At 37.3% G+C, this 14,749-nt stretch carries 15 protein-coding genes; 2 read left to right on the forward strand and 13 right to left on the reverse strand.

Features of this window, described 5'->3' with window-relative positions; all coding sequences use genetic code 11:
* Positions 1–106 precede the first annotated feature (106 nt).
* Together IGL48_RS11280 and IGL48_RS11285 are read right to left on the reverse strand one after the other, a co-directional pair.
* Positions 107–2,203: an ABC transporter permease gene (locus IGL48_RS11280; RefSeq protein WP_002384061.1), complete on the reverse strand. Its 2,097-nt coding sequence runs from the start codon at positions 2,201–2,203 to the stop codon at positions 107–109.
* Positions 2,193–2,960, reverse strand: coding sequence for an ABC transporter ATP-binding protein (locus IGL48_RS11285; protein WP_002356382.1), 768 nt, complete (start codon positions 2,958–2,960; stop codon positions 2,193–2,195). The genes IGL48_RS11280 and IGL48_RS11285 overlap by 11 nt, the downstream gene beginning before the upstream one ends.
* 405 nt (positions 2,961–3,365) lie before the next feature.
* Between IGL48_RS11285 and nrdD the strand changes: the two genes are divergently transcribed.
* Both nrdD and nrdG read left to right on the forward strand, forming a co-directional pair.
* A complete protein-coding gene (gene nrdD, locus IGL48_RS11290) occupies positions 3,366–5,549 on the forward strand; it encodes an anaerobic ribonucleoside-triphosphate reductase (protein WP_002382497.1) in 2,184 nt (727 codons plus the stop codon).
* 32 nt (positions 5,550–5,581) lie between these two features.
* A complete protein-coding gene (nrdG, locus tag IGL48_RS11295; RefSeq protein ID WP_002356379.1) occupies positions 5,582–6,178 on the forward strand; it encodes an anaerobic ribonucleoside-triphosphate reductase activating protein in 597 nt (198 codons plus the stop codon).
* Positions 6,179–6,222: 44 nt separating this feature from the next.
* On the opposite strand, the gene dinB is transcribed toward nrdG, so the two are convergent.
* From dinB to tenA, 11 genes are all read right to left on the reverse strand, one after another.
* Entirely contained in the window at positions 6,223–7,338 is a 1,116-nt protein-coding gene (dinB, locus tag IGL48_RS11300; RefSeq protein WP_023894966.1) for a DNA polymerase IV, read from the reverse strand.
* A 128-nt stretch (positions 7,339–7,466) separates the two neighbouring features.
* Positions 7,467–8,225: an ABC transporter permease gene (locus IGL48_RS11305; RefSeq protein ID WP_002356377.1), complete on the reverse strand. Its 759-nt coding sequence runs from the start codon at positions 8,223–8,225 to the stop codon at positions 7,467–7,469.
* Complete coding sequence (locus tag IGL48_RS11310) at positions 8,209–8,871, reverse strand: ABC transporter ATP-binding protein (protein WP_002356375.1); 663 nt, start codon at positions 8,869–8,871, stop codon at positions 8,209–8,211. Before IGL48_RS11310 ends, IGL48_RS11305 begins: the two co-directional genes overlap by 17 nt.
* A 14-nt stretch (positions 8,872–8,885) precedes the next feature.
* The gene (gene rsmI / locus IGL48_RS11315) at positions 8,886–9,758 is read right to left on the reverse strand and encodes a 16S rRNA (cytidine(1402)-2'-O)-methyltransferase (protein WP_048949448.1); all 873 of its coding nucleotides are present in this window, start codon (positions 9,756–9,758) and stop codon (positions 8,886–8,888) included.
* A gap of 111 nt (positions 9,759–9,869) precedes the next feature.
* Positions 9,870–10,217 (reverse strand): DNA replication initiation control protein YabA, encoded by a 348-nt coding sequence (locus IGL48_RS11320; protein WP_002356372.1) that lies wholly within the window; start codon positions 10,215–10,217, stop codon positions 9,870–9,872.
* Positions 10,210–11,049 (reverse strand): PSP1 domain-containing protein, encoded by an 840-nt coding sequence (locus tag IGL48_RS11325; protein ID WP_002356371.1) that lies wholly within the window; start codon positions 11,047–11,049, stop codon positions 10,210–10,212. The genes IGL48_RS11320 and IGL48_RS11325 overlap by 8 nt, the downstream gene beginning before the upstream one ends.
* A gap of 116 nt (positions 11,050–11,165) precedes the next feature.
* Positions 11,166–12,116: a DNA polymerase III subunit delta' gene (holB, locus tag IGL48_RS11330; protein WP_002384059.1), complete on the reverse strand. Its 951-nt coding sequence runs from the start codon at positions 12,114–12,116 to the stop codon at positions 11,166–11,168.
* Position 12,117: 1 nt separating this feature from the next.
* Positions 12,118–12,447, reverse strand: a complete 330-nt coding sequence (locus IGL48_RS11335) for a cyclic-di-AMP receptor (RefSeq protein ID WP_002356367.1) — start codon at positions 12,445–12,447, stop codon at positions 12,118–12,120.
* A 19-nt stretch (positions 12,448–12,466) separates the two neighbouring features.
* Positions 12,467–13,105: a dTMP kinase gene (tmk, locus tag IGL48_RS11340; protein WP_002356366.1), complete on the reverse strand. Its 639-nt coding sequence runs from the start codon at positions 13,103–13,105 to the stop codon at positions 12,467–12,469.
* A gap of 208 nt (positions 13,106–13,313) precedes the next feature.
* Positions 13,314–13,910, reverse strand: coding sequence for a recombination mediator RecR (gene recR, locus IGL48_RS11345; protein WP_002356363.1), 597 nt, complete (start codon positions 13,908–13,910; stop codon positions 13,314–13,316).
* Positions 13,911–14,085: 175 nt separating this feature from the next.
* Positions 14,086–14,748 carry a thiaminase II gene (gene tenA / locus IGL48_RS11350; protein WP_002372337.1) on the reverse strand — a complete coding sequence of 221 codons (663 nt, stop codon included), beginning with the start codon at positions 14,746–14,748 and terminating at the stop codon, positions 14,086–14,088.
* Position 14,749 lies beyond the last annotated feature (1 nt).

Below are 14,749 nucleotides of genomic sequence, written 5' to 3' on the forward strand. Positions count from 1 at the left end.
AATTTCGTCACTTCTTAAATTTTCATGATTTTCATAAACGGAACTCTCATAATTTTTTCGCATAAAGAAACTGTAAAAACCGCTTCACAACGGCTTTTACAGTTTTTTAAAAATGGATGTGTCGAATCATCCGCGCATAAATGGCAGACGTTAAAATATAAAAAATTAGATAAACAATTATTAAGATTCCACAAGAAAGATATACTAACAAATATCCTGGACTCTTAATAAATTGGCTTAGCAAATAAATGGCAAAGGTAGTATGCAAAATCCCAATGACCATCGGCGGAAAGAAAATCAAACTATTCTGTCGATAAATTTGCTTAGTTATCGCTTTACTAGAAACACCCATCCGTTTTAAAGTCACGTAATCTTGACGCTCACTTACAGCTGAAAACAGTTGTCGTAACATCAAAATACTGCCCGTAATAAACAACGCTAAAATTGCCACAAACATGGAGACATATAAAGTCAAGCCGTTAATTTTTCGTTCATAGCGTAAAGAGGCGTAGCGATCATTCATATTTAGCCGCCAAGTTTCTGTGACATCATCTTGCGTATTCTTTACCTCTTCGTTAGGCATTTGTTTGGCAAAACCACTCAACTGCTGGTTATTTTTTTCATACTTATACAAAATTGGCGCTTGCCATTCTGTGGCAATCTGTTTATTTACGGCTTCATAAAGTTTTTCACGGCTTTTCGTGTCAACATTTACGGCGTTAATCTGATACTGAATGGAATTTTTTGTCACTTTCTGATAAAGGGCATCGGAAACGACAATCGTTGGTAAGGAATATTGCAATAAAAAATTGCCTAGATAGTTAGGCAGCACTTGTTGTAATTGTGCCTTCTCCCCTTCAACAAATTGCAGTTTCGATTCATAACGAGACATACCACTTAAAATATTGGTAAAGCTATCCATATAGATAACACTTTGGTCATTTTTTAAATGTAAATCGTTTAAATAAGGATTAATTTTTTGATAGTTGCGGTAGTTGGAGAAAGATAAAACATTAACTGCTTCAATCGTTTCTTGTTCCTCTTGCGCTTGACCAATTCGCAAACTGCGTTCAATTCCAGTAATTTTATAAGAAAGTGTCACTTCATTTTTTATTTTGGTGTCCTTCGCTTCATCAAGAACTTTCTTCAATTTAGGATAGCTTTCCTGTGAAACTAAAAAGTCCACGGGGCCATCACTGTTGACCGTGTGCATACTAATCGTATACACAAAAACCATCACGCCGATCCCACTCAAGGCCGTCGCAATTAACAAGGTCAAACCAGTGAGTGTTTTGCTACTTTTAAATAAGTAGCGTTTGGCATTGCCTAAAGTAATCATGCGTAAATCTTGGTAATACCATTTTTTTCTATGATTAAATAAGCGAATGATAAAATACATGGTATAACGGAAAAATAAATACGTTCCCACCACACAGAGACCCAAAATGATAAAAGGCGTCAATGTAATAATCATCGGAATCGAGATATCCAATGAATCATTTAATTGTTTATACACAATACCTGTCGCTAAATTCCGAAAATCAAACGCAATAAAATAACCAGCCAGTAAACAAATAGGACCTAAAATACCTAGAAACTGCCGCCGTTTCGTTAAACGACTATAATTAATTTGACCAATTTTTTCTTGGTGCATAAGCTGCGACAATGGATAACGATAAATCATCCAAATACTTCTTAAGCAGACAATCAAAATCATAAATGCAAAAGCTACACCGGTTTCAATAACGGAACGCCAAGAAATATAGAAGAAACTGGGGACTTCTAAAAACATAACTTTGGCTAAAATCATTGAAAACAACTTGGTGAAAATCACTCCTAAAATAATCCCATTAATTAGTGAAACAAAGCCTAAAACTAAATTTTCCACTAAAAAAATTAGTGAAACTTGGCTCTTTCTCAAGCCAATTAATCGATACAAGCCAATTTCTTGGCTACGTTTTCCTATAAAAAAACGATTTGCTGCCAACATAAAGCCCAAAATAATAATGGTGACTAAGGTACTACCAAGTCCTAAAGATCGCTTAATTTCGATATCACGGCCTGCACCTGCGACAAGAGGCTGGTTGTAAGCAATCGCACGGAAACAATAATAAACGACCGCTGCAAAAGTCATACTAATGTAATAAACCAGATAGTTAGGTACATGAGCTTTTAAATTTTTTAATGATAGTTTAAAAATCATTTGCGCGCCCGCCTCCACCAATCGTTGCTTGCATATCTATCACACGATTAAAAAATTCCTTACGTGATCCTTGACGAACAACTTCTGAGAAAATCGCACCGTCTTTAATGAATAAGATGCGATTGCAAAAACTGGCCGTGTACGGGTCATGTGTCACCATCAAAATTGTGGCATCATCATGTAGATTAATTTCAGCTAAATATTTCAACAATTCTGTTGCTGATTTTGAATCCAGCGAGCCAGTTGGTTCATCTGCAAAAATAATTTTAGGGTTCGTAATCAAAGCACGAGCAGCTGCTACCCGTTGTTTTTGTCCCACAGATATCTCTGGTGGATAAGCAGATAAAAGCTCCTGAATCCCCAAAATCGAAGTCACATGTAACAAACGTTTATCCATTTCTTCTAATGAAACTTTTTCTACAGCTAAAGGCAACAGAATATTGTCCTTCACATTTAACGTATCAATTAGGTTAAACGATTGAAAAATAAACCCCATTTCGTTTCTTCGAAAATCACTTAATTGATTATCTCGCATTTTTAAAATATCTTGTCCGGCGATGCGCACGATTCCTGCGGTTGGCAAAATAATCGAGGATAAGACATTCAACAGTGTCGATTTCCCAGCACCGCTGGGACCCATAATCCCCACAAATTCGCCTTCATCAACGGTAAACGAAATATTATCTAATACTTCTGTTTTATTATTTAAACGACCATATGTCTTGCTGACATGGTTTACTTCTACAATTTTTTTCATTTTTCTCGCTCCAACGTTTTGTTATTACTCTTATTTTACCAAGAAAAAATCTGAATGAACATCGTTTTATCTTACAATATCGTTCGGTAGTCAAAGAATAATTGGCATTTCGTGAATAAATCCGCAAACAATTATTATTTAATAATTGTTATTTTTTAGTGTTGCTTTTAGCAATTTGGCAAAAAACTCTTTGCTGTTTTTTAATTTGGACAAAGAATTTTTTTCACACAAAAAAATTTGCTCAATCCTTTTCTTCATTTGTTTTCATATTTTTTCAAAACAGCACAAGCACAATATATAGTGTTTGTCTAGTGATATTTTACTAAAAATACGCAATATATCGATTGAATTTAGCCGACCTTTGTATTAGGATAGTTACTAACGAGATATAAGGAGCTGGATAAAATGATGAAGATTACTGATGAAAAAGCCGAGGATGTTAATCTCTCAACAATTAAAGTCGTCAAACGGGATGGTCGTTTAGTGACTTTCGATGATCAAAAAATATACGATGCTTTGATCAAAGCTGAACAAAAAATACATGACCAAGTCACTCCTTTGACACATCAAAAAGTCCAATCGATTGTTGCCGATGTCAATCGAGAAATTGCCGAACGTTTTACCAATAACGTAAAAATTTATGAAATTCAAAATATTGTGGAACATACTCTGCTATCCAACAACGAATATGCCTTAGCCGAAGAATACATTCATTACAGAACCCAACGTGATTTTGAGCGTAGTAAAGCGACTGATATTAATGTATCTATCGGCAAATTAATTAATAAAGATCAGACTGTCGTGAACGAAAATGCCAACAAAGACAGTGACGTTTTTAATACGCAACGTGATCTAACCGCTGGGATTGTTGGAAAATCAATTGGTTTAAAGATGTTGCCTTCACACGTGGCTAATGCCCATCAAAAAGGCGACATTCATTACCACGATTTAGATTATCATCCATATACGCCCATGACAAACTGCTGTTTAATTGATTTTAAAGGCATGCTAAACAATGGCTTTAAAATTGGGAACGCTGATGTCGAATCACCAAAATCAATTCAAACGGCCACTGCACAAATTTCTCAAATTATTGCCAATGTAGCTTCCAGTCAATATGGTGGTTGCTCTGCCGATCGGATTGATGAATTATTAGCGCCTTTTGCAGAACGTAATTATGAAAAACATTTAGCAGATGCGCAAGAATGGATTGAAGGAGAAGAACGCCAAAAAGCATTCGCTCAGAAGAAAACGAAAAAAGATATTTTTGATGCCATGCAAAGTCTTGAGTATGAAATTAATACCTTATTTACTTCCAATGGACAAACCCCTTTTACTTCTCTGGGATTTGGTTTAGGTACCAACTGGTTTGAGCGAGAAATTCAACGGGCGATTTTACAAATCCGAATTAATGGTTTAGGGATTGAAAAACGAACAGCTATTTTCCCAAAACTGATTTTCACAATTAAACGCGGCGTCAATGCGCAACCTACTGATCCAAACTACGATATTAAACAGCTGGCACTGGAATGCGCAACGAAACGCATGTATCCTGATGTTTTAAACTATGATAAAATCGTTGAACTAACAGGTAGTTTTAAGGTACCAATGGGCTGTCGTTCCTTTTTACAAGGCTGGAAAGACGAACAAGGTGAAGAAGTAAATGTTGGCCGAATGAATTTAGGCGTTGTGACCTTGAACTTACCAAGAATCGCTTTAGAAGCGCAAGGAAGTCAAGAAAAGTTCTGGCAAATTTTAAATGAACGTTTAGCGATCGTTAAAGATGCTTTGGTTTATCGGGTTGAACGTGTTAAAGAAGCTAAACCAGCGAATGCACCGATTTTATACATGTATGGTGCATTTGGAAAACGTTTAGCTACACAGGATGCCGTAGATGAACTGTTTAAAAACAAACGTGCCACGGTTTCACTTGGCTATATTGGCTTGTATGAAGTGGCTTCTGCCTTTTACGGCGGTGCTTGGGAGGACAATCAAGAGGCCAAAAACTTTACACTGGATATTTTAAAAGAACTGAAAAAAAATGCCGACAACTGGGGCAACGAATACGGCTATCATTTTAGTGTCTACTCTACACCGAGCGAAAGCTTGACTGACCGTTTTTGCCGTTTAGATACTGAAAAATTTGGCATCGTCGAAAATATTACAGATAAAGAATATTACACAAATAGTTTCCATTATGATGTACGCAAAAATCCAACGCCTTTTGAAAAACTTGATTTTGAAAAGGATTATCCAAAATACTGTTCTGGTGGTTTTATCCACTACTGTGAATACCCCATGTTACAGCAAAATCCCAAAGCACTTGAAGCTGTCTGGGATTACGCTTATGACAAAGTTGGCTATTTAGGAACCAATACGCCAATTGATCATTGTTATGCCTGTGGTTTTGAAGGGGACTTCCATCCAACTGAACGTGGCTTTGAATGTCCAGAATGTGGCAATCATGATCCTAAGACTTGTGATGTCGTTAAACGGACTTGTGGTTATTTAGGTAACCCGCAAGCTCGCCCAATGGTACATGGTCGTCACAAAGAAATTTCCTCTCGTGTGAAACATTTAAAAAATTAAACTCGATTATTCTATAGAAAGAAGTTTTGCTGATGCGTAATCCGAAACCACAAGAATGGAAAACCGAAGACTACAGCCAAAAAAAGATTGCCGATTACAAAGCGTTCAACTTTGTTGATGGCGAAGGTGTACGCAATAGTTTATATGTGAGTGGCTGTCTCTTTGCTTGTGAAGGTTGTTTTAACAAAGCTGTCCAAAATTTCAATTACGGTACGCCGTTTACAGAATCTTTAATGAATCAAATTATTGAAGATTTGTCCCATGACTATGTCCAAGGTTTGACTCTTTTGGGTGGTGAACCCTTTCTGAATACAGATGTTTGTCTTAGTGTAGTCAAACGTGTGCGGGAAACATTTGGCTCAGCCAAAGATATCTGGTCTTGGTCTGGGTATACCTTTGAAGAACTACTTTTAGAAACGCCTGATAAGCTTGAACTACTCCATTCAATTGACATTTTAGTTGATGGGCGATTTGAACTGGCAAAACGTAATTTAAATTTACAATTTCGTGGCAGTAGTAATCAACGGATTATTGATGTACCCAAATCACTTGCTGCTGGCAAAGCTGTTATTTGGGAAAAATGTCATGACGCCGAAACGTCTTATGAACAAATCAAAAAATCAATTTAAAAAAGTTAGCCCTTTAGCCATCTCTTGAGGATGTGTCTAAAGGGCTAACTTTTTTCCCATAAAGGTAAAACAATGTTTTCATACGCTAGTGGATCTAAATTCGTTAAAGTAATGCCTAATAAACGGATTCCTTGTTCTAAACCTAAAATATCTTCCCAAATTAAATTCGCTTGATAGAAAAGTTCTTCTTTTTTAGAAATATATTCAGGTAATGTCACACGTTTCGTAATCGTCGTATAGTCAGTATAACGAACTTTTAGGACTACTGTTTTGCCATGCTTTTGCACTCGTTGCAATGCACGCTCAACACCTGCTGCTAATTGTCTCAATTGAGCCGTAACCTGCTCTTCCGTCGTTAAAGGGGTGCCGTAAGTATGTTCCTTGCCTACCGACTTACGATCTCTAGTCACTTGAACTGGCGCATCATGGATACCACGGACTTTACGATACAATGAATAACCCATTTTACCGAATAACCGAATCAACGTCATCTCATCTTGCTTGTATAAATCTGCTCCAGTAAAAATCCCTAGTTCATGCATTTTAGGCACTGTTTTTTTCCCGATTCCGTGGAAATCTTCAATCGGTAATGCTTTCAAAAAATCTTCGGCCTCTTCTGGTAAGACAACCGTCAGGCCCTTTGGTTTCTGGAAATCTGATGCTAACTTGGCTAAAAACTTATTGTAACTAACACCTGCCGAGCAAGTTAACTGCAATTCATGCCAAATATCATATTGGATCATTTTCGCAATTTTAATAGCCGACTTACTGTTGACCTTATTTTCAGTTACATCTAAATACGCTTCGTCAATAGATACTGGTTCAATCACATCTGTATAGCGGCGAAAAATTTCACGGATTTCTTGAGAAATTTCACTATATTTCTGATAATTACCTGGCTTAAAAATGGCACTTGGACATAGTTCATACGCCTTTTGAGCACTCATAGCCGAGTGAATACCGTACTGTCGAGCAATATAATTCGCTGTGGTCACCACTCCTTTGCCCCCAGTATCACTTGGATGGCGCGCAATAACTAACGGATGTCCTACTAACTCTGGATGATCTCGTTCTTCAACTGAAGCAAAAAACGCGTCCATATCTATATGTATAATTTTTCTCGACGTATCTTTTTTTAAGGGAAAACGTAATTCGCTCATCATTTTGATTCGCCTCCTCCTTTTATTATATACGAACGTCCGTTCTTTTTCAAATTGAAACTTCTTTATTTCAACCAGAAAAAACTGAAAATCCGTGAAGTTATAAACACAGATTTCCAGCTTTTTAATTAAACAACCAATTGTTTTTGTTGATTATAGTAGCCTTTATAGGCAAGATAAGTTGCAATCACTGAACCAATACTTGTTGCTGATAGCAACATAAAAGTCACCATAATCTGATATTTTATCGCATGGACCGGATCAACGCCCGCAAAAATCAAGCCTGACATCATCCCAGGCAAACTAACAATTCCGACAGTTTTGGCAGAATCAATCGTCGGCGCCATCCCGGTTTTCACACTTTGTTGGATGATTGGTAAAGAGGCGAGTTTGATAGTTGCACCTAATGCTAGTTTCTCCATTACCGCTTGCCGTTGGTTTTGAAAAAGAGTATCTAAATTGCGATAGCATAAACCAATTGCCACCATCGAATTGCTGGCAATCATCCCACTGATAGGAATGATTTGAGAAGGAATAAATTTAATAGAACCAGAAAAAATCAAAATACCAATGGTAATTCCTGTACTACAACCAATCGCAATGAAAGAAATCAAAAAGCCCTTTTGTAATTGCTGGCTGCGTTTTTTTGCATTAAAGGCTGCGTTGGAAACAATCACCAAAACCATGATGAGCGTTAAAATCAGGTTATTGACTTGAAAAACATATTTTAATAAATAGCCGACTGCGACTAATTGAATGACTGCTCGAATCACACTAATAATAATATCTTTGGTAAAACCTAATTTTTCTTTAGTACTAATAATTAATGCGACCACCACTAGCATGGCTGAAAAAAATAAGGATAAATTATTAACTGCTAAATCCATCTGTCGGCGCCACCTTTCCTGCTACAATACGAATCACTTGCTGTGCTTGCTGAATTTCTTCGGTATCATGCGTGACACGAACCAGCGTGACTCCTTGCTCTTTGTTTAATTGGTTTAACAATTGATTGACAATTTGTTTGCTTTCTTCATCTAATCCCGTTGTAACTTCGTCTAATAATAAAACATCTGGTACAAAAATAATGTTTCGTAGCAAAGCAACCCGTTGTCGCTCACCACCAGAGAGTTCAGCTATTTTCTTTTCAAGATAAGCAGCGGGCAATTTCACTTGTTGGAGCAATGCCACGACTTTTTCCTGATTAAACGCTTCTTGTCTGACGGTAAATGGAAATAATAAATTATCATACACGGTTTCACCAAATAAAGTTGGCTGCTGAAAACAATAAGAAACCTTTTGGCGGTATGTTTCGATTGGCATTGTAGTAATTGGCGCTTCTTGATAAAAAATTTCGCCTTCTGTAGGACTTAATAATGAAGATAAAATTTTTAAAAATGTACTTTTCCCGCTACCTGAAGGACCAACAATTGTTGTATTGCTACCTGTTTCAAATGACAAATCAATATCAGAAAGAATGCTACGACCATTTACTTGATAAGACACGCCTTCTGCACGCAATAAATTACTCATGTTTCTCTCCTTTTTTAAATGGAATGATATTCTTTATATACTTCTTGTTTTTTTACATTTCTCAATTTGGCCACTTCTTTGATCGCCTCTTTGGAACTCCGTCCCTCTTCCTCCATTAAAACTTGTACATGTTCTTTGAGGGAAATAGCTGGCATTGCTGCTATTGTCTCTTTCTCACCAGTAAATCCGCTAACTAATAAACAACACTCGCCTTTTAGCGTATTTTCTGCTAAATATTCTGTTAGTTCTCCTAAGGTACCACGCAAATACTCTTCATGAAGTTTCGTTAATTCTCGACAAATCACAGTGGGGCGTTCTTGACCATAGACTTCAGCAAACGTTGCTACCGTTTTAGCAATCCGATAGGGGGACTCATAAAAAATCTGTGTCGGCCGTTCTTCTTTTAATGCTGATAACACGTCTTTCTGTTCTTTTTTCTTTCTTGGTAAAAAACCATAAAACGTAAATGGCTGTGGTAAAAGACCCGAGGCAATCAAAGCGGTCATTCCTGCCGTAGGTCCTGGCAAGGCAATCACTGCCAGTTCTTCTTCAAGACATGCTGTAACCAATTCATGACCAGGATCACTAATTGAAGGCATACCTGCATCGCTAACTTGGGCAATCGTTTCACCATTCAGCAATCGTGTAATCAGTTGAGGAATTCGCTCTTTGTAATTATGTTCGTGTAAACTAATTTGTGGTGTTGTAATCTCAAAATGATTTAGCAATTTTTGTGTGTTTCTTGTGTCCTCACTAGCAATCACCGTTGCTTCTTTCAATATGTTTAAACAACGAATACTCATATCTTCTAAATTGCCGATCGGTGTTGGGACAAGATACAATTTTCCTTTTGTTGTTTGCTTATCAAAACTTTTCTGTTTTTGCATAGCGCATCCCTCATTTTCCTTTTTCGTTCTATAAATAGATAAAGGTTTGATTTGACAATCGATTGACTGTCAAACCAAACCTTTCCTTTTTATTTGCAGTGTCCACTAGACTTAACGCGTACGTTCCCCATAAATAACATCAAGACAAAAGGCACATTCTTCATCATTTTCACGTCTTGAACCATATAAAATATTGCAGACATGGAAGCCCTCTTCATAAAGTTTTTCCAAATTCATACGTGATTTTGATAGCTCTTGTTTTTCAGTTTCAGTTGTATTTCCTGCTAACTTATTCAGTTCTTGGAGATGCTCCCGTAAGCGTTGGTTTTCGATTTCCAACGTGGTATTTTTTTCTACCAACTCATGGAGTGCTGCTTTAATTTCTCTTAATTGTGTCACTGAACTGTCTAAATCAGTTTCCAACGAATTTAATCCATCATAGAGCGAACGTTTATCCATTTTGATCACCTTTTTCAGCAGCAACTTTCGCAGTAGCTTCTTTGATTTCTTCGTAATCATAATCCGCTGCGATTTCACGACCATGCAGACGAACTTTGACAATCCGACTTAATAGATTCAACCCGACGACTTTGCCTTTGCCATCTGGTGTTATTACTTCTTTTCCATAATCTGGTAATTCTTTTTTAGCGGCTTCATATTCGTCGTTTTCGTATTTCAAACAACACATTAAGCGGCCACATAATCCCGAAATTTTGACAGGATTTAAAGATAACCCTTGATCTTTAGCCATTTTGATTGAAACTGGCATAAAATCTCCTAGAAATGTTGAGCAACATAGTTGTCTGCCACAAGGGCCAATGCCACCTAATATTTTCGCTTCATCTCGGACACCAATTTGACGTAACTCAATTCGCGTCCGGAAAATAGCCGCTAAGTCTTTGACTAATTCACGAAAATCAATTCGCCCATCTGCCGTAAAGTAAAAAATCATTTTGCTACGATCGAAGGTATATTCTACTCGCACTAATTTCATTTTTAAGTCATGAGCTCGAATTTTTTCATTGGCAATGCTTTTGGCAGCTTCTGCATCAGCCAAATTTTTTTGTTCTTTTTCTAAATCATTGGCTGTTGCTTTATTTAAAATGGGTTTTAGGTCCTCTGGTAAATCGTCTGAATCGACTGTTTTTTTAGGAATAGCAACAGTAGCTAATTGTTTTGACTGTTGAGATTCAACGAGTACTTTCTCATTATAAATATACTCAGATTTTCCAGGAGCAAAATAATAGATATGACCGGCTTCACGGAAGCGAACTCCTACTACTTCTACCATTTTATTCCTCCTAATCTAGTTCAAGTGAACGTCGCTTCAATCGGTTAAGGAACTTGCTGAAACAACTAAGTTCCTACTATATTATGAAACTGAATGCCACTTGGCACTTTTTTCCTTTATGATTTAGGGTGAATCATTTGGATAACTAATTGTTCACAAACATTTTGCCAACTAACATTGGCAGTCCATTTTTGGCGTGCTTTCAAAATTAGCGCCAACCGTTCCGCCTGCTCTTCCGTTACTTTTTTGGCTTGCTGTGTCGCAACACTTTCTTCCAATAATTGACGGTAATAAACCATGAGCAAGTCAAAGCTAAGCGCTTGTTGTTCTTTTTCCTTAAATACTTTGACCATTTTCTTCTGAACGTAGATAAATGCCTGTAAATCATTACTTTTTAGATAATTAAACCATTGCAAAATGATTTCCCTAGCTTCATTAAACCATTCATCTTGAGAGATTTCAACTGCTTTCTCAAAACTATTTGTCAGCTCAGCTAAAAGGGTTGCAGTCTTTTCACCAATCCCCTGTTTGATTAAGCGATCAATTAATGTTTTTTTGACTAATGGTTGAAAATGTAAGGTTTGGCATCGTGATTGAATCGTTGGTAAAATTCGAGAGAGCGAAGTGGTTTCTAAAATAGCTAAAATTTGTCCTTCTGGTTCTTCTAAAAATTTTAAGAGACTATTAGCTGCGCCGGTACTCATTTTATCTGCTTCTTGAATTAAGAAAACTTTTTTAGCAGTCTCGACCCCACTTTTAGAAAACTCCGCTTTTAATTCACGGATTTGGTTCACTTTGATGGTTTGCCCATCTGGCGCAATTCTTAAAACATCTGGATGTTCATTTTCATTAATCCGCACACAATTATGGCATTCGTTACAAGGCTGTTGATTTACTAAATTCGTACAAAAGACATGTTTCGCCATCCATAAGCCAAATTCTTGTTTTCCAGTTCCTGTATCTCCTTCAAAAAGATAAGCATGGGCAAGACGACCATGCTCAAAACTTTTTTGGAGTTGCTTGTACAGCAAAGGTTGCATTTGCTGTAGCTGTTGTGCTTCATTCATCTTAATATTGATGGAATCCTTCAACTGGTAAGACGAAGCAAGTAGCGCCGCCTACTTCAACTTCCACAGGATAAGGAATTTGGCCATCCATTGTGATATCTAAAGTCACAGGTGTTGAAACATATTGTTTTCTTGATTGACATGTTTCTTTAATTAAAGCTAATGTTTCGTCGACACGTTCATCATCAATCCCAATAATAAATGTGCTGTTTCCCGCTTTTAAGAATCCACCTGTTGAGGATAATTTTGTAGCACGAATATTGGCATCAATAAATTCGTTGGCTAATCGGTTACTATCTTTGTCTTGTACAATGGCTAAAATAATCTTCATGGTCTACACCTTCCTATAATTAAAAGTTTTCTGGATAACGTTCAATAATCGCCTGATACGTTGCTTCTACGACAAGTTCTAAACTCATCCGTGCATCAATCTTTTTGATACGTTGTGGATTTTCTTCTGCTAATTTCAAATATTCATGACGAACACGTTGATGAAATTCTAATCCTTCTGAATCTAAGCGATCAATTTGCTGTGTTCGATTTTCTTGAATCCGCCGTAAGCCAGTATCTGAGTCAACGTCTAAATAAATTGTAAAATCTGGTGAGACACCTTCTGTCGCAAACGCATTAATTGAAGCAATGGGTGCAATCCCAATTCTACGCCCAGCGCCTTGGTAGGCTAATGAGCTGTCAACAAAACGATCACATAGGACTAAATGACCCGCTTCCAAAGCTGGCAAGATTTTTTCCACTAAATGTTGACGACGAGCAGCTGCGTAAAGTAAAGCTTCTGTTCGCTCATCCATTCTGTCATTTCTTGGATCTAAAATAACTGTTCGAATCTTTTCGGCAATCGGTATGCCGCCTGGTTCTCTTGTAGTGACAATTTTTCGTTTTGACTCTTTAGCTAATCTTTCAGAAACTTCCTTCAAAACACTGGTTTTGCCAGCGCCATCTGGACCTTCAAATGTGATAAAAATACCCTGCACGTGCGAAAACTCCAATCAATTTTTACTTGTATCTATTATACTTCATCTTGCTCTATCAGTCTAATTGAAATCCTTACGTCCTATTTAAAGTGATGCATCCGCTGAAAAAAAGAAACTGAAAAAGAAGTACGGAAAAGCTTGAACTGCGACATTTTCTCACAGAAACGACCTACTTCGATTTCAACTTCTTTTTCCAACGATGTTTCTTTTAAATTTCTCGACGCCCTTCGACTGCTTTTAGCAAGGTTATTTCGTCTGCATATTCAATATCGCTGCCGACAGACAAGCCGTGTGCCAAACGAGTAACGGTGATTCCAGCTGGTTTAATGAGCCGTGATAAATACATCGCCGTCGCTTCTCCTTCAGTGGTAGCGTTGGTTGCTATAATGACCTCTTTCACTTCATCATCGTGCAATCGTTTGATCAAAGAGGCAATATTAATATCTTCTGGTCCTGTTCCTTCCATCGGTGAAAGCACCCCGTGGAGTACGTGATACAAGCCTTGATATTCACGCATTTTTTCCATTGCCATAACGTCTTTTGGTTCTTCCACTACTAAAATAATACTACGGTCACGATTTTTATCTTGGCAAATTTCACAAGGATCTTCTTCAGTAATATTTCCGCAAATACTACAGAAATGGAGATCTCTCTTGACACTAATTAGCGCTTTTGCAAAAGCATTAGCATCTTCTTCTTTCATATCAATTGTATAAAAAGCAAGCCGTGTCGCTGTTTTTTGACCAATTCCTGGTAATTTCATATAACTTTCAATCAATTTTGCAATCGGTTCTGGATAATTCATGAGGCTTCTACAGTCCTTTCTTAGCAAGGCGTTTCTGTTATTACTAAACGAGTTATAACAGATTTTGCGTCACTGAATATCTTATCACGCCCTGTCAAAAAAGCAACTGACAATTACTGCTTTCTAATACAAAAACAAGTCGTTAGTTACGAGCACTAAACGACTTGTTTTTGTATTAACCAATCCAGGTTTCGTGTGTATAGGCCATTTCCCAAAAAGCGTATTCCATCTCACTGCTGATAACAAAAGCGGTAATCATAGCTGCTTGTTCTTGTGGTGAACTTTCTTCATATAATTGGTCTAACAGTTGGCGTTCCTCTTGGACGTGTTGGTACGCTTCCTCCCCAGCATAGGTTTCAATCCAACGTTGGTACAGTGGCTCTGGTGAGTGTTGTTTGACTAACTGTGCACCAATTTCTTGATAGAGCCAAGAACAAGGCAACATACTTGCTGCGGCCGTCTTAGGTGTTCCTTCAATAAGTTGGCGATACATATGAGAAACATAGTGATAAGCGGTTGGTGCAATCGGTGTCGCTGCAACTTCTTCTTCCGTAATTGCTAGTTCTTCAAAAAAAGTTTCACGAATAGCTAATTCGCCCAACGCAAGATTTTCCGCATTTGTTAAGAGTAATTTTTTCAATCGAGGTTGTTGCGTTTGTGCCGCAATCAAGCGATAAAGCTGACTAAAATGTTTTAAATAGTAATGATCTTGAATTAAATAGTAGCGAAAAATCATTGGACTCAAGGTTCCTTCATGTAACTCTGTGATAAAAGGATGCTGAAAACTTCCTTGCCAAGAAGCTTGCGCTTGTTCTTTGGCTTGTTCTGTAAATGTCATA

Origin of the sequence: Enterococcus sp. DIV1090, assembly GCF_050537975.1 — a bacterium.
GTDB classification, from domain to species: Bacteria; Bacillota; Bacilli; order Lactobacillales; family Enterococcaceae; genus Enterococcus; species Enterococcus faecalis.

What these genes read in the sequence shown, in the direction of transcription:
- IGL48_RS11310 (WP_002356375.1), bottom strand. Translation starts at nt 8,871, where the DNA reads ATGAGTAATTTATTGCGTGCAGAAGGCGTGTCTTATCAAGTAAATGGT.
- IGL48_RS11280 (WP_002384061.1), bottom strand. Translation starts at nt 2,203, where the DNA reads ATGATTTTTAAACTATCATTAAAAAATTTAAAAGCTCATGTACCTAAC.
- IGL48_RS11320 (WP_002356372.1), bottom strand. Translation starts at nt 10,217, where the DNA reads ATGGATAAACGTTCGCTCTATGATGGATTAAATTCGTTGGAAACTGAT.
- nrdD (WP_002382497.1), top strand. Translation starts at nt 3,366, where the DNA reads ATGATGAAGATTACTGATGAAAAAGCCGAGGATGTTAATCTCTCAACA.
- nrdG (WP_002356379.1), top strand. Translation starts at nt 5,582, where the DNA reads ATGCGTAATCCGAAACCACAAGAATGGAAAACCGAAGACTACAGCCAA.
- holB (WP_002384059.1), bottom strand. Translation starts at nt 12,116, where the DNA reads ATGAATGAAGCACAACAGCTACAGCAAATGCAACCTTTGCTGTACAAG.
- IGL48_RS11305 (WP_002356377.1), bottom strand. Translation starts at nt 8,225, where the DNA reads ATGGATTTAGCAGTTAATAATTTATCCTTATTTTTTTCAGCCATGCTA.
- IGL48_RS11335 (WP_002356367.1), bottom strand. Translation starts at nt 12,447, where the DNA reads ATGAAGATTATTTTAGCCATTGTACAAGACAAAGATAGTAACCGATTA.
- dinB (WP_023894966.1), bottom strand. Translation starts at nt 7,338, where the DNA reads ATGAGCGAATTACGTTTTCCCTTAAAAAAAGATACGTCGAGAAAAATT.
- tenA (WP_002372337.1), bottom strand. Translation starts at nt 14,748, where the DNA reads ATGACATTTACAGAACAAGCCAAAGAACAAGCGCAAGCTTCTTGGCAA.
- rsmI (WP_048949448.1), bottom strand. Translation starts at nt 9,758, where the DNA reads ATGCAAAAACAGAAAAGTTTTGATAAGCAAACAACAAAAGGAAAATTG.
- recR (WP_002356363.1), bottom strand. Translation starts at nt 13,910, where the DNA reads ATGAATTATCCAGAACCGATTGCAAAATTGATTGAAAGTTATATGAAA.
- IGL48_RS11285 (WP_002356382.1), bottom strand. Translation starts at nt 2,960, where the DNA reads ATGAAAAAAATTGTAGAAGTAAACCATGTCAGCAAGACATATGGTCGT.
- IGL48_RS11325 (WP_002356371.1), bottom strand. Translation starts at nt 11,049, where the DNA reads ATGGTAGAAGTAGTAGGAGTTCGCTTCCGTGAAGCCGGTCATATCTAT.